This window comes from Flavobacterium gelatinilyticum (genome assembly GCF_027111295.1).
In the GTDB taxonomy this organism is placed as follows: Bacteria; Bacteroidota; Bacteroidia; order Flavobacteriales; family Flavobacteriaceae; genus Flavobacterium; species Flavobacterium gelatinilyticum.
Genome location: NZ_CP114287.1, coordinates 1,400,017 through 1,416,897 on the forward strand (window position 1 = coordinate 1,400,017; position 16,881 = coordinate 1,416,897).

18 protein-coding genes are annotated in these 16,881 nt (G+C 33.6%); 14 read left to right on the forward strand and 4 right to left on the reverse strand.

Translation table 11 applies throughout. From position 1 onward, the window contains the following. Positions 1-32: 32 nt before the first annotated feature. Together OZP11_RS05920 and OZP11_RS05925 are read left to right on the forward strand one after the other, a co-directional pair. The gene (locus OZP11_RS05920) at positions 33-1,433 is read left to right on the forward strand and encodes an AAA family ATPase (protein ID WP_281234301.1); all 1,401 of its coding nucleotides are present in this window, start codon (positions 33-35) and stop codon (positions 1,431-1,433) included. Between the two features lies 1 nt (position 1,434). After that, entirely contained in the window at positions 1,435-2,286 is an 852-nt protein-coding gene (locus OZP11_RS05925; protein WP_281234302.1) for a DUF4435 domain-containing protein, read from the forward strand. 112 nt (positions 2,287-2,398) lie between these two features. On the opposite strand, the gene OZP11_RS05930 is transcribed toward OZP11_RS05925, so the two are convergent. Beyond that, on the reverse strand, positions 2,399-2,815 hold the full coding sequence (locus tag OZP11_RS05930) for a helix-turn-helix domain-containing protein (protein ID WP_281234303.1): 417 nt from the start codon (positions 2,813-2,815) through the stop codon (positions 2,399-2,401). Positions 2,816-3,105: 290 nt separating this feature from the next. Here OZP11_RS05930 and OZP11_RS05935 point away from each other — a divergent pair, with 290 nt between their 5' ends. Both OZP11_RS05935 and OZP11_RS05940 read left to right on the forward strand, forming a co-directional pair. Beyond that, positions 3,106-3,513, forward strand: a complete 408-nt coding sequence (locus OZP11_RS05935; RefSeq protein ID WP_281234304.1) for a hypothetical protein — start codon at positions 3,106-3,108, stop codon at positions 3,511-3,513. A 225-nt stretch (positions 3,514-3,738) separates the two neighbouring features. Further along, positions 3,739-5,157: an energy transducer TonB gene (locus OZP11_RS05940; RefSeq protein WP_281234305.1), complete on the forward strand. Its 1,419-nt coding sequence runs from the start codon at positions 3,739-3,741 to the stop codon at positions 5,155-5,157. A gap of 75 nt (positions 5,158-5,232) precedes the next feature. On the opposite strand, the gene OZP11_RS05945 is transcribed toward OZP11_RS05940, so the two are convergent. Next, on the reverse strand, positions 5,233-5,856 hold the full coding sequence (locus tag OZP11_RS05945; protein WP_281234306.1) for an NUDIX hydrolase: 624 nt from the start codon (positions 5,854-5,856) through the stop codon (positions 5,233-5,235). Positions 5,857-5,863: 7 nt separating this feature from the next. On the opposite strand from OZP11_RS05945, the gene pyrE reads away from it, so the two are divergent. Both pyrE and OZP11_RS05955 read left to right on the forward strand, forming a co-directional pair. Then, a complete protein-coding gene (gene pyrE, locus OZP11_RS05950) occupies positions 5,864-6,508 on the forward strand; it encodes an orotate phosphoribosyltransferase (protein ID WP_281234307.1) in 645 nt (214 codons plus the stop codon). A 157-nt stretch (positions 6,509-6,665) separates the two neighbouring features. Beyond that, on the forward strand, positions 6,666-7,058 hold the full coding sequence (locus OZP11_RS05955) for an SRPBCC family protein (protein ID WP_281234308.1): 393 nt from the start codon (positions 6,666-6,668) through the stop codon (positions 7,056-7,058). A gap of 135 nt (positions 7,059-7,193) precedes the next feature. Here OZP11_RS05955 and OZP11_RS05960 read toward each other — a convergent pair whose 3' ends face one another. Beyond that, on the reverse strand, positions 7,194-7,922 hold the full coding sequence (locus OZP11_RS05960; protein ID WP_281234309.1) for a biotin--[acetyl-CoA-carboxylase] ligase: 729 nt from the start codon (positions 7,920-7,922) through the stop codon (positions 7,194-7,196). A 92-nt stretch (positions 7,923-8,014) separates the two neighbouring features. Here OZP11_RS05960 and rsfS point away from each other — a divergent pair, with 92 nt between their 5' ends. The 8 genes from rsfS to OZP11_RS06000 all read left to right on the forward strand — a co-directional run bounded on the left by rsfS (position 8,015) and on the right by OZP11_RS06000 (position 14,775). Beyond that, the gene (gene rsfS, locus OZP11_RS05965) at positions 8,015-8,386 is read left to right on the forward strand and encodes a ribosome silencing factor (protein WP_012024667.1); all 372 of its coding nucleotides are present in this window, start codon (positions 8,015-8,017) and stop codon (positions 8,384-8,386) included. A 17-nt stretch (positions 8,387-8,403) separates the two neighbouring features. Further along, positions 8,404-10,329 carry an ATP-dependent zinc metalloprotease FtsH gene (ftsH, locus tag OZP11_RS05970; RefSeq protein WP_281234310.1) on the forward strand — a complete coding sequence of 642 codons (1,926 nt, stop codon included), beginning with the start codon at positions 8,404-8,406 and terminating at the stop codon, positions 10,327-10,329. A gap of 116 nt (positions 10,330-10,445) precedes the next feature. Continuing rightward, on the forward strand, positions 10,446-11,054 hold the full coding sequence (locus OZP11_RS05975; RefSeq protein WP_281234311.1) for a lactate utilization protein B/C: 609 nt from the start codon (positions 10,446-10,448) through the stop codon (positions 11,052-11,054). 1 nt (position 11,055) lies between these two features. Next, entirely contained in the window at positions 11,056-11,946 is an 891-nt protein-coding gene (locus OZP11_RS05980) for a phosphatidate cytidylyltransferase (RefSeq protein WP_281234312.1), read from the forward strand. Further along, on the forward strand, positions 11,936-12,589 hold the full coding sequence (locus OZP11_RS05985; protein WP_281234313.1) for a phosphatidylserine decarboxylase family protein: 654 nt from the start codon (positions 11,936-11,938) through the stop codon (positions 12,587-12,589). Before OZP11_RS05980 ends, OZP11_RS05985 begins: the two co-directional genes overlap by 11 nt. Beyond that, the gene (locus tag OZP11_RS05990) at positions 12,590-12,859 is read left to right on the forward strand and encodes an acyl-CoA-binding protein (protein ID WP_281234314.1); all 270 of its coding nucleotides are present in this window, start codon (positions 12,590-12,592) and stop codon (positions 12,857-12,859) included. An 8-nt stretch (positions 12,860-12,867) separates the two neighbouring features. Next, entirely contained in the window at positions 12,868-13,647 is a 780-nt protein-coding gene (locus OZP11_RS05995; RefSeq protein WP_281234315.1) for a superoxide dismutase, read from the forward strand. 69 nt (positions 13,648-13,716) lie between these two features. Beyond that, complete coding sequence (locus OZP11_RS06000) at positions 13,717-14,775, forward strand: glycoside hydrolase family 130 protein (protein WP_281234316.1); 1,059 nt, start codon at positions 13,717-13,719, stop codon at positions 14,773-14,775. A 70-nt stretch (positions 14,776-14,845) separates the two neighbouring features. On the opposite strand, the gene OZP11_RS06005 is transcribed toward OZP11_RS06000, so the two are convergent. After that, positions 14,846-16,714, reverse strand: a complete 1,869-nt coding sequence (locus OZP11_RS06005) for an alpha-amylase family protein (protein ID WP_281234317.1) — start codon at positions 16,712-16,714, stop codon at positions 14,846-14,848. Between the last annotated feature and the right edge of the window lie 167 nt (positions 16,715-16,881).

The following is a 16,881-nucleotide window of genomic DNA, read 5'->3' on the forward strand; positions in this document are numbered from 1 at the left end:
GTTAATCACTATTAAAATAAAACTATAATCTTATGAAATTAAATTCATTCAAAGCTGAGAAAGTTCATGGTTATTTGAACTATGATATTAATTTTTTTTCAGAATTAACTTTCTTAATTGGAATAAATGGATCTGGAAAAACTTCTGCTTTAAAACTAATCCTAGGATTAATTTCACCATCATACCAATATTTGAACCAGATTGAATTTGAAACTGCAGAATTAATATGCTCTAGCCGTGAAAAAGAGAAAGATATTCTTATTACAGCTAAACAAAATAAAAAAGAAAACAATTTTTCCTTATCAATTAAAACTTCAAATACTAGTAAAAAAACACAATCTTTCTCGAGATATCTTAAATATAGTGACAATACACTTGATATTGAAGAGATTTCAATCAAGGAACGAACTTATAAAGAACAATTTGACAGCCATGAAATCACAAAATTTATAAGAGAACTTGCAACTCCTAAATTTTTGGGTTTAGACAGAAAAATATATGAGGGAAGGAATATTGATCTACAAATAAAAAGAAACCAACTTTATATGTTTCAAAAAAACAGAAGGAGAAGGACATCTGGTAGTATTGGAGGTTTTACTGCAATTGATAGTAGTCTCGAAGATGTTCAATTTTTAATTTTTGATTATTTTAGAAAGATAGCTCAACAACAACCAAAAATTAGCGAAGAATTTAAACAAAAAATATTTGAATTATCATTTAAATATGATGATAATTCGAAATTGGTTTCAGAAGTAATTGGTATTGAAACATTATTAGACAAAAGAGAAAAAGTATTAGCCGCTATAACTAGTTTAGATCTTAATTTTTTAGATGATGTTGCAAAAACATTTTTTGAAAAAATGGAAAAACTAATTAGTTTAAATACAGAAGCGGAAAATGAGTTACAAAACGATAGTAAGAATCATGAAAATCTTGAAAAGCAAATGAATTTGCTAATAAAATGGGTTAATAATAGTTCACAAATGAAAAGGATAGAGGAAATAATTCATTTTAGTCAAACATACCAAGAAAAAATTGCAGAACTACGATCACCCATTAAAAGACTTGAAAGCATTACATCTAATTTTTTAAAAGAGGGAAGAAAAAGTATTGAAATAGCATCTGATGGGGAAATTAAAGTTAAACTCAATAATGATACTTATTCAAATGTTTTTGAATTATCTTCAGGTGAAAAGCAAATTATAATAATGATTGCCCATTTAATCTTTGAAGAAGATCAAAAACCATCTGGTGTTTTCATTATTGATGAACCAGAATTATCACTTCATATTACATGGCAAGAAATATTTATCGATGCTATAACAGAAGCTAGCCCAAAAACACAATTCATATTAGCCACCCATTCACCATCAATAATTTCTAAAATTTCAAGAGAAAAATTTTGTCAAGATTTAAATAAACTTAACTATTAATATGATTGCACTAAGTGAAGAATCTCAACGATTAACGTCTACTTTCAGGACTTATAGAAATGATGTTGACATCTATACTGAAGACAATGAAAAAGATAAAGAATTTTATAAAGTTCTTTTTAAAAGGTTATTAAAAAATGATTTAGTAATTAACGACGTAACTCCGCTTGGTTGTAAAGATATTGTAATAAAAAGATGTAATAATGAACCTGAAAATGGAAGAAAAAAAATATTCATTGTTGATGGTGACATAATTTTTATTCATGGAGAAAATATTCCTCAACATGAGAACCTATATGTTTTGCAAGGATATTGCATTGAAAACTTTTTAATTGATAAGGAAACAATAGTTCATTTTTTATACATGAGTTGCGGAACAAAATCAATTGAAAAAATAGAATCCGAACTTAATTTCAATGAATGGTTAGAAGAATATTGTGCTATTTTTATAGATTTATTTATTCACTTTGCTTTACTAAACTATTTCGGAGGTTTTTTCACACTATTTAATGCTGACAAATACCATAAAAAACAAGGAAAAAAAATGGTTTTTCAAATCGATTTAGTGAATGCAGAAATTTTAAAATTAAAAGCAGAGATTCTTACATTAACAACTGAAGATAAATATGATTTAAAATATAAAGAACTGTCTGATAAATGGAATTATTGTATTGATAATTTAACACAAATTGTTTCAGGGAAAGATTATCTGATACCATTATTACTTTTAAAGGCTAAACAATTCAAAAAATCAAATGCAATGCCAACTTTGGAAGAAATTAAATTCTCATTAGTTCATTCCTCAAACTTAAATAAATTATCTGATCTCAAAAAACGAATAGAAAGTTTATAAAATCGAATAAATTCATTAATACAAAAGATCAACATTTAAATTAAATATCAAGAAAGCCTAATAAAACATTATATTTTATTAGGCTTTTCTTTTATCTTAGAAAGAATAAAACTTATTTATCCTTCAATATTTTCTCTAAAAATTCCACTTTTTCTTTTTCTGCCTGAACTAAACGTTCGTAAAGCTTTTTGTTTTCTTCGTAAGCTTCAATTAATTTATCTAAAGGATTAAAAGTGAATACTGGTCCATGCGCAAATGCACCATTACTACCACTATTATCGTAGAAATTATTAAAATAATTAATTGCAGCTTCTTCCGAAAAGTTTTTAAGAGCATCAACATTTACACCTAAAGCTTTTGCAATATCAATAAGCTTTTCATCATCAACATCCTCACTATTTTCTATAGCCGAAACTGTTTGCTGACTTATTCCTAAAGCCTGAGCCAAAGCTTCCTGCTTCATATCTCTAAGTTCACGAATTCGGCTGATTTTGCGCCCTATATGGTTTGGTTTTGTATATGTGCTCATAATTCAAAGATAGTATTAAGGGTAATAACACACAATATTTAAAAAACATATTCTTTTATGTACGATACTGTCAAAATGATTTGTATTGCAGCGGATATTTTGCTTATTATGCGCGAAACAAAAGTACGATTTTTAAGACGTGAATTAACAAAAATAAATTTTATTAAATAAACGAGAATTTCGCTAATTAACAAAGAATAAAATCTAGGCAGTTTTACTATAATTTTATTTCTGCACGCAACCTTTTAAAATATAACATACTAGAGTATATAACTTAAAATAAAGGTAGTATGAAAAAATTATGTATGTTACTCACAACGATTTTAATCGTTTCCTGCTCTAATGATGAAAAAGTTGTAGAAAGTGCTAAAAAAGCCAGCCAGCCTTCAAATCTGGAGGGATTATATTGCTACATTTCGGGTAGTACTGTTTTTTATGATCAGGTAACCAATATTGGTTCTTGTGTTGCAAAACCAGGTTCATCGGCATCTTTCTATTATAAAAGCTCACTCGATGCTCCGGATATTAAATGGACCATTATTGCAGAACCTGCAGGAAGTATTGTTGTAAACGGAAGTGAAAATGAATCTTCTATCAGCCTTACTTTTAATTCTGATTTTGAAAAAGGAGAAATTCGTTCTGTAGGAGAAGGTGAAAAAGGAACCTGCGGACCTGTTTTACCAGTTACCAGCAAATAATTTAAAAATTGGTTTCACAAAAAAACTCATCAAGTTTCCCAGAGATCCACAAAGTAAAAAACTGAGACTGAAAATTAAATTCATTCCAGAGGAATGTCTCATCGGCAGGATAAACGTTTGATTAAGCAGCAATCTCAAACAGAACAAAAATTCAGTGTCTTACGTACAATCATTCGTGCTTTAGTTTATATTTGAGAAAGAAATCTAACCAAATCCAACCTGCTGATGAAATTTAAACTTCTGCTATTTTCCGCATTTACTTTTGTGATTTTTTCATGCAAAAATGAAACTAAAGAAAACGTTTCTAAACAAAAACCTCTGGAACAACAGACTAAAAATGTTGTTAATGACAGTGTAAAAAGTGATTCTTTTACATTGAGTTTGAAAAGTAAAAATCCGGATTTGGATAAAAAATTATTATCGGATTTCTTTACTAAAAACGATAAAAAACCGCAGTTTTTCACAATCAATAATGCAAAAGACACAACGATTGTCTGTGCCGAAAAAACTAAAATTACCATTAGGGCAAACAGCTTTGCTTTGGCAAAAAGCGGAAAAGAGGTTTCGGGAAAAATTACAATTGCTGTTAAGGAATATTATTCGGTTTCGGATATTATTTTAGGCCGACTTTCGACGACTTCAAACGGAAAATTGCTGGAAACGGGCGGTATGCTTCACATAACCGCAACGTCAGATAACGAAAAATGCGATTTGGGGAACGGAAAAGCTATAGAAATTGAATTTCCCAGGAAAAAAGAAAAAACAGGAATGCAGCTTTTTACCGGTAACTGGAAAAATGATCAGATAAACTGGAATGTCGATCAGGAATCTGTTGATTTAAACCAGACTTTTACTAAAGTTGATCAAAAGCCTGAATATCCGGGAGGTTTTCAAAAAATGTATAAGTTTATCGGTAAAAATTACAGAACTCAGGAAGATGGCAAATCGGGCAGAATTTACGCCTCGTTTACAATTGATAAAGAGGGAAATGTTACGAATGTCAAGATCACAAAAGGGTTGAGTAAAGAAGCCGATGACGAATTTGTAAGGGTGATTAAAATGCTTCCAAAATTTACTCCGGGCAAAATAAACGGTCTGGCTGTAAATACGACTTACAGCCTTCCTATTACGATACAGAGCCCAGAAGAAGATGGTCGTTCTTCATCAAGATTTGCAAGTTCATCAGGATCTTCAAGATCTGTAACTACTTATAATCCTCGTGCTGCCAATTATACAGAGAATGCAATTCAGGAAGCAAGTGCTGCAGAAATTAGTTCTTATTTCTTCAGCTCATCAAAATTAGGGTATATTAACTGCGATCGATTTTTAAGTTTCCCTGACGATAAAATAATCGATTATGCTATTAATCTTAATGATGAAACTGATGCTTGTATTTATGTTCTCTTTCATCGTTATAAATCTATAATTAGAGGAAATCTAACTGAGAAAAATGTGGTATTTAAAAATATTGCTTCAAATGAAAAAATTACTATTGTTGCTGTTAAATATTTCGACAACAAACCTTTTTTAGCGGTCAAGGAAACAATTACGGGAAGAAATCCCGAAAATGATCTGGCGTTTCAGCCCGTTACTCTGGAAGGAATAAAAGAAGAAATGAAAAAGCTAAACCACCGACTTAATTAATAAAAAAAGGCCCAATAACCATTTTGCGATTATTGGGCCTTTTCTTAAATGATTTACATTTAGGAATTGAAATCTTTAATTTTTGTTGGGTACTTTAAATACCGGTTTTTCATCTTCATCAAACAATAACTTAATATTCTCATACGAATTTTTAAGTGCTTCCTTAATTTGTTCAGGATTCAGCCAGGCAACTTTTTCGATTCCTTCCTCGATTTGTCCGTGTGGGGTTCCTTCAAAATCAGAATGCATTTCGAACCAATGCGTGATTTTAAGTTTGTATTTTCCGTTACGCTTAAATACGTGATATGTTTTTTGAAGTTTATTTGTAATTCGTAGTAAATTTACCCCGGTTTCTTCTTCAACCTCACGCATTGCGGTCGTTTCAATGTCCTCTCCCTTCTCGATTCCGCCCTTTGGAAGGTCCCATTTCCCGTTTCTAAAGATGAATAATACCTCACCTTTCTTGTTATATACAAAACCGCCGCCTGCTTTATTTACCGGAATTTTAGCTTTGAGGGTTTTCATTATTTCACTTTCGTCGGGATGATATAAAATAGCTTTCTGAATTTTATTTTGAAAAATTTTTATAATAAGCTGTTCGATATCAATACTTTCCAACAAGAACAATTGAAAATCTGTTTCCTTTGAGATTTCATTTGTCAAAAAAAGTGGTTTGTCGTTTACAAAAACTTTATACATTTGTACTATGATTTTTAATAAAGATACTGCCGAAAAAACAGCCGAATTGCTTTTGCAAATAAATGCAATTAAATTGAATCCCGAAAATCCTTTTACATGGGCTTCTGGTTGGAAATCTCCTATTTATTGCGATAATAGGTTAATTCTTTCATTTCCGAGCATTAGAAACTATGTTCGTGATGAATTTGCTAAGAACATCGAAAAACAATTTGGAAAGCCTGATGTCATTGCCGGCGTTGCTACTGGAGCCATTGGAGTTGGTATTCTGGTTGCCGAAAGTTTGGGACTTCCGTTTGTATATGTACGTCCGGAACCAAAAAAACACGGAAGACAAAATCAGGTTGAAGGTTTTTTACAAAAAGGACAAAATGTTGTGGTTGTAGAAGACTTAATTAGTACCGGAAAAAGCAGTTTAATGGCTGTTGAAGCCTTACGCAATGAAGGTGCTAATATTAAAGGTATGGCCGCTATCTTCACTTATGGATTTGGTGTTGCCGAAGAAAATTTCAAAGAAGCAAACATTGATTTATTTACTTTAAGCAACTACGAAAATCTTCTGAGCTTAGCAGTTCAAAAACAATATATCACCGAAGATCAGCAGTCTACCCTGCTTGAATGGAGCGAAAGCCCGTCGATCTGGGGACAGGAATAGATTTTAGATTTTCTAAAAAAAAAATCGCTTTGCTCTTTTTTTGGAATTTAAGTATTATTAAAATTCCAGCTTTGCGAACTTTGTGTTTTTACAAAATCTCGTATATTTAAAAAAACTTTGCGCACTTTGCGGTTAAGAAAAATAAAAACAAAACAATATGAACTTAGAAAGTCCAAAAGTTACAGTTCAGAAATCAGCTCAGGATTTATTCGATCAGCTGACTGATGTTAAGAATTTTGAAAAATTAATGCCGGATAACATTGCTAAATTTGAAGTAACCGGCGAAGACTCTTTTATTTTTGGATTGAAAGGTATGCCGGAAATCAAATTAAAAATGAAAGACAAAACAGCTCCAAACAAAATCGTTCTGGGCGCTGCAAGTGATAAACTTCCGTTTACCCTGACTTCAAACATTGACTCAGTTTCTGATTCAGAAAGTGCAGTTCAGTTATTCTTTGAAGGCGAATTCAACGCTATGATGGCGATGATGGTTAAAGGTCCAATTAGTAAGTTTATTGAAACTTTAGCAAACAATATGCACAAGTTATAATTCTGAATTGTAAATTGTGAATTAATAAATTAAAAAGTCCAATCTATCGATTGGACTTTTTTTGTTTTGTCAATCCAGACATAAGAAGAGTATAAAAAACCTTAGCATATTAATATCTTAGCCTCTCCGAAGCTTCTAATAAAGCATTTTAAGTTCTTTTATTTCAAATTCTTTAACCGAATCATCTTCCAGCAAAACCTGAAGTCTGCCAATTGGAGAAACTCCCTGAATGATTCCCATAAAATTTTGATTATTTTGATTTCTAAACGGCATTGGAATACCTTTTTTAAATAAAGAATTTACATATCTTTCTTGTAAAGCATTCGATTCTGTGCGCCACAACTCTATTATTTCCTGTATTTTTTTGACAATTAAAACTGCCAAAGCTTCTTTGTCAAACGATTTTCCGGAAATTACAGCCAGAGAAGAAGCTTGAGGAAATTCTGTGTAATCTGTCTGATTTACATTAATTCCGATTCCGACAACTGACAAAATCCTGCCATCGCTTTTGAGTGTATTTTCTATTAATATGCCAACGAGTTTCTTATTATATGACAGAATGTCGTTTGGCCATTTAATACAGATATCAGGAATATTTAACGATTTTAAAACATCCGAAACGGCTAAAGAAACCACAATGCTCAGATCAAAAACTCTTTCATTATCAAACAGAAAATCCTTTACCAAGACACTCATAATTAAGTTTTTACCGGCTTCAGACTTCCATTTTCCTCCCATTTGCCCCTTACCTTTTGTCTGATTTTCAGCGGTTACCACCGTAAAGTTCTCCGGTTCATCTTTACTTGCCATCGATTTTAAGAAATCATTTGTCGAATCTATGGCATCGAGTTTGATTAGTTTCATTAAAATTTTAGTAACTTAATTTAATATTTTGTTAAGGTTCAAAAATAATCACAAAATTTGGTAACTTTACAAATTCACATATAAAATAATTCATGGCGAAAAAGACTATTAATAATGATGTTCTACTGGCGAACATAATCAAAGGGATTGAGGAAGTAAAAGGAAATGATATCGATATTCTTGACTTAAGAGATATAGACACAGCAGTTTGCGATTATTTCGTAATTTGCAACGGTAGCTCAAACACCCAAGTTAACGCCATTGTAAACTCAATACAAAAAACTGTATCAAAAGACTTAAAGGACAAACCTTGGCACGTAGAAGGAACAGACAACGCAGAATGGGTTCTTATGGATTATGTGCATATTGTGGTACATGTTTTCCAAAAACACATTCGCGAATACTACAATATCGAGAGCCTTTGGGGTGATGCCAAAATAACTACAATCGAAAACAAATACTAAAAGAAAAAATTTTCTAAATGGCTAAAGATAATAATCCAAATCCGAATAAATTTAAGATAAGTCCGTGGTTGATCTACACGGCAATACTTTTAATTTTTCTATTTATAAGTTTTGCCACGGGAGGATCAAACATGAGCGAACCTGCTCAGTTAAAATCGTCTGACATTGACAATATGTTAGCCAAAGGACAAATTAAAAACGTTATTATTTTCAATAATAAAGATGCTGAAATCTATCTTTCTGATGCGGCATTAAAAGATCCTGCTAATAAAAAAGTAGCTAAAGATATATTTGACAGACCTAACAAAGGGCCTCATTACACAACAAAATTTGGTGATCTGAAATCTTTTCAGGAAAAGCTGGACAAAGCTAAAGCCGAAAAAAAATTAGTTGACTACGATTTTAAAGAAGCAAACAACTGGAGCGATATTTTTATCAGTCTTCTTCCTATTATCATTATTATTGGTGTCTGGATTTTCATTATGCGTAAAATGTCAGGCGGAGGCGCCGGCGGAGGCGGACAGATTTTCAACATCGGAAAATCTAAAGCTAAGCTTTTTGATGAAAAAACAGATATCAAAACAACATTTAAGGATGTTGCAGGTTTAGAAGGTGCAAAAGAAGAAATCCAGGAAATTGTAGAATTCCTTAAAAATCCTGAAAAATATACCAACCTTGGAGGTAAAATTCCAAAAGGAGCTTTACTTGTAGGACCTCCGGGAACTGGTAAAACCTTATTAGCAAAAGCTGTAGCCGGCGAAGCACAGGTTCCTTTCTTCTCTTTATCAGGTTCAGATTTCGTTGAAATGTTCGTAGGAGTTGGTGCATCTCGTGTACGAGACTTATTTAAACAGGCAAAAGAAAAATCTCCGGCAATCATTTTCATCGATGAAATTGACGCTGTTGGTAGAGCAAGAGGAAAAAGCAATATGTCAGGAGGAAATGACGAAAGAGAAAACACACTAAACCAGTTATTGACAGAAATGGACGGTTTTGGTACAAACTCTAACGTAATTGTTTTAGCTGCAACAAACAGAGCTGACGTTCTTGATAAAGCTTTAATGCGTGCCGGACGTTTTGACAGACAAATTTTTGTTGACTTACCGGACATCCGCGAAAGAGCCGAAATTTTCCAGGTACACCTTAAACCTATCAAAAAAGTAGAAGGTCTTGATCTTGATTTCTTAGCAAAACAAACTCCGGGATTCTCTGGCGCTGATATTGCAAACGTTTGTAACGAGGCAGCCTTAATTGCGGCACGTAATAACAAACCGGCTGTAGACAGACAGGATTTCCTTGATGCTGTAGACAGAATTATCGGTGGTCTTGAAAAGAAAAACAAAATCATTACTCCAGAAGAAAAAAGAGCAATCGCTATTCACGAAGCTGGTCACGCAACAGTAAGCTGGATGCTGGAACATGCCGCACCGCTTATAAAAGTAACTATTGTTCCCCGCGGACAAAGTTTAGGAGCTGCATGGTATCTTCCGGAAGAAAGACAAATCGTAAGAACAGACCAAATGCTGGACGAAATGTGTGCTACTATGGGAGGAAGAGCTGCAGAAAAAGTAACTTTTGACAGAATTTCTACCGGTGCATTAAGCGATTTAGAAAAAGTAACACGTCAGGCTCGTGCCATGGTAACGATTTACGGTTTGAATGATAAAATTGGAAACGTTACATATTACGATTCATCAGGACAAAGCGAATATAATTTCTCAAAACCATATTCTGATGAAACGGCAAAAATTATCGATGCCGAAATTTCAGAATTAATTGAAGGCCAATACCAAAGAGCTATCCAAATTCTTGAAGAAAACAAAGACAAATTAAATCAGCTAGCTGATATATTAATAGAAAAAGAAGTTATCTTTAAAGATGACTTGGAAGCAATTTTCGGAAAACGTACTTTTGACAAAAATTTAGAAGAAGTCGTTTCGTAAATTATTCAATAAATTTGTAATATTTATTAAAATCTTAATTCAAAACAGGCTTTTGAATTAAGATTTTTTTATCTTTGAACGTTTTCAATTAACATGTAAAGTATTTCATATAAAAAATGAATTTTTTCAAAAAAATATTTGGTTCCGGCGAATCTGCTTCAGATGAAGAACATGAAAGCGAATATGCAGGAACTTCTTCTGCTCCGAATAGTCATTTGTCTTTAGATGAACAATTCATTTTCAATTTCAGGAAAAATGGAGGAAAATTTCTGTATTGTGAAAACAAACAGGAAGTCGCTGAACAATTTGAAAATATTCTGGAAGAAAATGATTGGTTCGAAAATGAAGTTTTATGTTACGAATCTGCCCTTTTTTCTTTATTAGAAGAAAATAAACTGTTCTACATAGCTCCTTCTCATCCTAAATTCCTTTTGGCAAGCTGCGAAAATTTAATTGCAGACGAAGGTTCTATTTTATTTTCATCAAAGCAAATCAGACAAAACAAACCAAACGATTTACCGGCAAATATTGTAATTCTGGCAACAACAAGTCAAATCCTGCCAATGAAAAGCGATGGATTAAGTGCCATCAAGCGTAAATACGACAGAGATATACCTACTAACATCACCACCATAAAATATTTCGAAAAAGCAAAAGAAGAAGATTTTACGCAGTACGGAAGTGTTGCCAAGAACCTGTATCTATTGCTCTTAGAAGATCTTTAAGATGAATGAAACACTGAAGAGGACCATTTCTGGTGCTGTTTACATCGCTCTATTATTAACTTCGATTCTGTTTTCTACCGAAAGCTTTATCCTTCTTTTTGGTCTTTTTCTTGTAATTACCATTTACGAGTTCAGCAATCTGGTCAGCCTTAATAAAATTTTCTCAATTTTATTTGGGTTATTAGTTTATTCATCGGTAATACTTGTAAGTCATTACAATAAACAAACAGAAACCTTTTTAAACAAGACATTCAATTCGGCGTTAACTTTAAACGTAAATATCAAACAACTGGATTTGGTACTTCTTGGAATTACGCTGGTAGTCTCCATTAAATGTATTATTTTCCTTTTTTATGATTCGGTACAAAGCATAAGCACTTCATCAAAGTACTTATATTTACTGGGATACATTACACTTCCTTTTATTTTTATCGTAAAAATTTCTTTTGGAACAAATGCTTACAATCCAAAAATTATTCTTGGATTATTCGTTTTAATCTGGACCAATGATACTTTTGCCTATCTGGTTGGAAAATCAATGGGAAAACACAAGCTTTTTGAACGCGTTTCTCCTAAAAAAACCATCGAAGGCTTTGTTGGCGGAATCGTTTTTGCCGCATTTGCAGGTTTTTTAATCTCTAAATTTTATATTCAGCCCAGACCGGAATTCAGCAGTAAATCTATTTTAATATGGACAATTATTGCGCTTATCGTGAGCTTTTTCGGCACTATCGGTGATTTAATCGAATCCAAATTCAAACGAATTGCAGGCGTAAAAGACAGTGGTTCAATAATGCCCGGCCACGGAGGTATCTTAGATCGACTAGATAGTGTTATATTTGTAGCACCAATAATATTTTTATTTTATCAAATTTTATACTATGTTTCATAAAGAAGGAGCCCCATCTATTTTATTAGGAACAGTTTTTACTGTTGCCGTACTTGTAATTGCTGATAGATTTATAGATATCAATTGGCTTAGAATGCTGGTTCAAATCGCAGCACTGCTTATTTTGATTATCATTTTACAATTTTTCAGAAACCCAAAAAGAATCGCTGTCCGCAATAGCAGCAACATTCTTGCGCCAGTTGATGGAAAAGTAGTGGTTATTGAAGAAGTTTACGAAGGCGAGTACTTTAAAGACAAACGTTTACAGGTTTCTATCTTTATGTCTCCAATCAATGTTCACGTAACGCGTTACGCAATGGACGGAATTATTAAATTCAGTAAATACCATCCTGGTAAATTTTTGGTAGCATGGCATCCAAAAGCAAGCGAGGAAAACGAAAGAACTACTGTAGTTATTGAAAACGAAACTTTTGGAGGTATTCTTTACAGACAAATTGCCGGTGCTTTGGCACGCAGAATTGTAAATTATGCCAAAGAAGGAATGCAGGTTGTTCAGGGAACTGACGCCGGTTTTATTAAATTTGGATCTAGAGTAGATTTATTTTTACCTTTAGGTACACCAATTGATGTTGTTTTAGGACAAAAAGCAATTGGAGGTAAAACTATTATTGCTACAAAAGCATAAATGACAGAAAAAGACTTAGATACTCGTTTTTCTGAGGCTGTAGAAACTGCAATGGAAATGACTCAAGCCTCTCTGCCGCAAGATGTGCAGCTAAGACTTTATGCATTTTACAAACAGGCTACTTTTGGAACTGCTGTTTATAATCAAACCGATAATTTTGATTTACGAAATGCTTTTAAAACAAATGCCTGGATGCAGATCAGTCATTTATCAGTGGATGAGGCAAAAGAGAATTACATCGAAATCATTAATTCACTAACATCAAAATAAATTATATTATGAAGAATAACATGATCTTGTTCAGTACTTTGACTTCATTTTTATTATTTTCTTGTAATGATAACAATAAGCTGACTGAAGTTGTTGAAGTGCCTCTGCCAACTAAAGAAGAAAAAATTACTATTGGGTCGCCAAATGATGTAAAAGCAGATCCGGGTTCATTTGAACTTACAAAACTGCCTTTTGCTTATGATGGACTGAGTCCGGCGTTACGATCACTGACTATGGAAACGCATTATTCCAAACATTATTTGTCGTACACTAATAATTTTAATAAAGAGATTGTTTCGACTGAATACGAAAACATGCCTATTGAGGACATTTTAAAAAAACTGGATCTTAATAATGCTAAACTTCGTCAGAACGCAGGCGGTTATTACAATCATACTCTTTATTTTAATGTTTTAACCCCAAAAGAACAGACTCCAAAAGATACTTTGGCTGGTTCTATAAAAAAAGAGTTTGGTTCTTTTAATAATCTGACCAATCAGTTTAAAGGCCAGGCAGAAAAACAATTCGGGTCAGGATGGGTTTGGCTGGTAGTAGACCGATACGGAAAATTACAAATCACAACTACAGAAGATCAGGATAATCCGCTAATGAAAAACGCCTTGATTCCGGGAACGCCAATTTTAGGAATAGATCTCTGGGAACATGCTTATTATCTGGATTACCAAAACAGAAAAGGAAGCTATATCGATGCGTTTTACGAACATATTAATTGGGAAAAAGTAAACGAATATTATATCGAAGCCCTCAAAAAGGTTAAAAAAGTTTAATATAAAAGCTGATACAAATTAAGTATCAGCTTTTTTTATTACCTTAAAAGTACTTTTAAAGAGAACAATATGAGAGATATAGCAAATCGTTTTATAGAAAACCCGTTACTATCACCATCAGATATACCGCCAAGCCGTGAAGGTCTGGAAATTACCTGTTTGCTAAACCCCGGCGTGTTTCAGTTTCAGAACAAAACCTGGCTGGCTGTAAGGGTTGCCGAAAGGCCCAAACAAATCGAGAACATTATTTCTTTCCCTATACTAACAGACACTGGCACGATTCAGATAATTGAAATTTTAAAAGATCATCCTGAACTTATTGCCACTGATGCCCGTGTTATCAATTATCAGGGAATTGATTATTTAACTACATTATCGCACATCCGGTTATTGTGCAGCGAAGACAGTAAACATTTTTATGAACCCGAAGATTATCCGCATTTAGTTGGAGAAGGCATACTGGAAACATTTGGTATAGAAGACTGCCGTGTTACTTATATAGAAGGAAAATACTATCTGACTTTTACTTCTGTTTCTGATAATGGTGTTGGTGTAGGCCTTCGCACCACAACCGACTGGAAAACTTTTGAAAAGCACGGAATGATATTTCCTGCCCACAATAAAGACTGCACCATTTTTGAAGAAAAAATAAATGGATTATTCTATGCCCTGCACAGACCAAGCAGTGTTGATATTGGAGGCAATTACATCTGGATTGCCTCATCGCCAGACGGCATTCACTGGGGAAATCACAAATGTATCATAAAAACAAGAAAACATCTTTGGGACAGCAAAAGAGTCGGTGCGGGTGCTGCACCCATAAAAACAGAAAAAGGCTGGCTGGAGATTTATCACGGAGCAAATGAATTTCATCAATACTGCCTTGGCGCTTTTTTAATGGATTTAGAAGATCCTTCGATAATAATTTCCAGAACCGAAGATCCTATTATGTTTCCTAAAACGAGTTATGAACTAAGCGGCTTCTTTGGCAATGTAGTTTTTACAAACGGACATATCATCGAACCGGACGGCGATACACTAACGGTTTATTACGGTGCTTCTGATGAATTTGTCTGTGGCGCGGCATTTTCTATAAAAGAGATTCTTTCGCTTTTAAAAAACGTTTAAATAAGGCATAAAAAAAACGTGTTTAGATCATTAAATCCCTAAACACGTTTTTTAAAATTAAATACTAAAATTATTCTACTTCATAAATAAAAGATTCCGAAGGCTGGATTTTAATTCTCGCCGCTCCTTCTCCATTCTTTACTGTAAAATAGGTTTTACTTTCCTGATACAGTTTATCCAAAAGTACATAAGAACCGTCTTTTAAATTCCATTTCGAAATAATATCTGCCGGAACTTTCAATTCAAATTCGGCTGCTTTCTCAGAAGAAAAGCTAGCAATTACAATCAGTTTTTGTTTACCTGACCAGCGCACAAAAGAATAAAGCAAATCACCATAATCTTGATTCTGACGGTTTACAGACTGAATTTCCTGAAAATCGCCCATCAAAGCCGGGCTTTTAATAGAGAAATTCAACAATCGTTTGTAGAAATCCCTTAAATTCTTTTCTGAATCAGATAATTGGCCGCCGTCGAACTTTCCGTTATTCATCCATCTCTGGTGGTTAGGAACGCCTATATAATCAAAAATAGAAGTTCTGGAACGGGTTCCAAATCCGGCATTTTCGTTTCCTGCCTCTCCCACTTCCTGCCCAAAATAGACCATTGTAGGCGAAGTGCTTAAAGTCGTTGAAACGACCATTAAAGGTTTTCCTCTTTCTGGTGTTCCCGCAAATTCAGGTGATGAAAGTCGTTGTTCATCATGATTATCCAAAAAGTGAAGCATATGATGTTCGATATCCGACATTCCTTTCTGAATACCTGATAAATCATCTGGAGAAGCTTTTCCGCGAATAATATCTTTTAACTTATCATAGGTTTCAACTTTATCGTATAAATAATCCATTTTACCTAAACGAATGTAATTTCGATATTCATTCGGGTTATACACTTCAGCCAGCAAAAAGGCATTTGGATTTTTTGTTTTGATGGTAGAATTCATATAACTCCAGAATTCATAAGGCACCATTTCGGCCATATCATAACGGAATCCGTCAACTCCTTTTTCAATCCAGTACAATGCAATATCTTTGAACTTTTTCCAGGAATCCGGCACATCTTTATCCTGCCAGAAAGCAAAATGCTCTTTGTATGATTTCTGATCAAAACCTGCAGGTAGTTCCGGAAAATCTTTAGAACCGTCAGGACGCACGCCGTAATTTACCTTAACAGTTTCGTACCAGTCATTTTGATCCGGTTTTACCTTGCGTGAGCCGTTTCCGGTCCATTTTGCAGGATTCTCATCAAATTTTCCGTCAATAAGAGGGTTCTTTTCTCCGTTTAAAGGATTTGTGCCATCCGGAATTTCAAAATGAGAATTCGGGATATAATAAAAATTGTTATCTCGTTTGTATTCAACCGTTACATCATCATCGGCACCAAAATCTTTTACCCCAGTCGGATTGCTTTTTCCTTCGTATTTTCGGGCAATATGATTGGGTACAATATCAATCAGAACTTTTAAACCTGCTTTATGCGTGCGGGCAATCAGAGCTTCGAATTCCTGTAATCGGTTTGCCGGATTTTCAGCCAGATCCGGATTTACATTATAATAATCTTTTACGGCATAAGGCGATCCTGCACGTCCTTTTACCACTTCGGGATCATCATTCGAGATTCCGTACGCTGTATAATCGCGCACCAAAGCATGATGCGGTACTCCTGTATACCAAATATAGGTAACTCCCAAATCTTTAATTTCGTGAAGTGCTTTGTCTGTAAAATCATTAAATTTTCCAACGCCGTTTTCTTCAATTGTACCCCAGGGCTTGTTAGTTGTATTTTTGTTTCCGAATAAACGGGTAAAAACCTGGTAAACGACTTCTTTTTTTTCGTTCGAATGATTCTCTTTTGCTTCACTCATTTTTAAATCTTTTGTTTTACATCCTGAAAACAGCATTACTGTGGCAATTCCAGTTGTAATAAACGTGCTTTTTATCATAATTTTTTAATCTAATCTTAGCTTGCGGGTGCTTAAAAACTGAATATGCAGTCTTAAACAATTACTAAATTTAGTTTATTTTTTAAAACTCAAAAGAAACTCCCTTTTATATTGTTTCAGTTTAATTCTTAAAAAGTGCACTACAACGTGAGAGTACCTGGTATTGT

What these genes read in the sequence shown, in the direction of transcription:
- OZP11_RS05920 (WP_281234301.1), top strand. Translation starts at nt 33, where the DNA reads ATGAAATTAAATTCATTCAAAGCTGAGAAAGTTCATGGTTATTTGAAC.
- OZP11_RS05925 (WP_281234302.1), top strand. Translation starts at nt 1,435, where the DNA reads ATGATTGCACTAAGTGAAGAATCTCAACGATTAACGTCTACTTTCAGG.
- OZP11_RS05930 (WP_281234303.1), bottom strand. Translation starts at nt 2,815, where the DNA reads ATGAGCACATATACAAAACCAAACCATATAGGGCGCAAAATCAGCCGA.
- OZP11_RS05935 (WP_281234304.1), top strand. Translation starts at nt 3,106, where the DNA reads ATGAAAAAATTATGTATGTTACTCACAACGATTTTAATCGTTTCCTGC.
- OZP11_RS05940 (WP_281234305.1), top strand. Translation starts at nt 3,739, where the DNA reads ATGAAATTTAAACTTCTGCTATTTTCCGCATTTACTTTTGTGATTTTT.
- OZP11_RS05945 (WP_281234306.1), bottom strand. Translation starts at nt 5,856, where the DNA reads ATGTATAAAGTTTTTGTAAACGACAAACCACTTTTTTTGACAAATGAA.
- pyrE (WP_281234307.1), top strand. Translation starts at nt 5,864, where the DNA reads ATGATTTTTAATAAAGATACTGCCGAAAAAACAGCCGAATTGCTTTTG.
- OZP11_RS05955 (WP_281234308.1), top strand. Translation starts at nt 6,666, where the DNA reads ATGAACTTAGAAAGTCCAAAAGTTACAGTTCAGAAATCAGCTCAGGAT.
- OZP11_RS05960 (WP_281234309.1), bottom strand. Translation starts at nt 7,922, where the DNA reads ATGAAACTAATCAAACTCGATGCCATAGATTCGACAAATGATTTCTTA.
- rsfS (WP_012024667.1), top strand. Translation starts at nt 8,015, where the DNA reads ATGGCGAAAAAGACTATTAATAATGATGTTCTACTGGCGAACATAATC.
- ftsH (WP_281234310.1), top strand. Translation starts at nt 8,404, where the DNA reads ATGGCTAAAGATAATAATCCAAATCCGAATAAATTTAAGATAAGTCCG.
- OZP11_RS05975 (WP_281234311.1), top strand. Translation starts at nt 10,446, where the DNA reads ATGAATTTTTTCAAAAAAATATTTGGTTCCGGCGAATCTGCTTCAGAT.
- OZP11_RS05980 (WP_281234312.1), top strand. Translation starts at nt 11,056, where the DNA reads ATGAATGAAACACTGAAGAGGACCATTTCTGGTGCTGTTTACATCGCT.
- OZP11_RS05985 (WP_281234313.1), top strand. Translation starts at nt 11,936, where the DNA reads ATGTTTCATAAAGAAGGAGCCCCATCTATTTTATTAGGAACAGTTTTT.
- OZP11_RS05990 (WP_281234314.1), top strand. Translation starts at nt 12,590, where the DNA reads ATGACAGAAAAAGACTTAGATACTCGTTTTTCTGAGGCTGTAGAAACT.
- OZP11_RS05995 (WP_281234315.1), top strand. Translation starts at nt 12,868, where the DNA reads ATGAAGAATAACATGATCTTGTTCAGTACTTTGACTTCATTTTTATTA.
- OZP11_RS06000 (WP_281234316.1), top strand. Translation starts at nt 13,717, where the DNA reads ATGAGAGATATAGCAAATCGTTTTATAGAAAACCCGTTACTATCACCA.
- OZP11_RS06005 (WP_281234317.1), bottom strand. Translation starts at nt 16,714, where the DNA reads ATGATAAAAAGCACGTTTATTACAACTGGAATTGCCACAGTAATGCTG.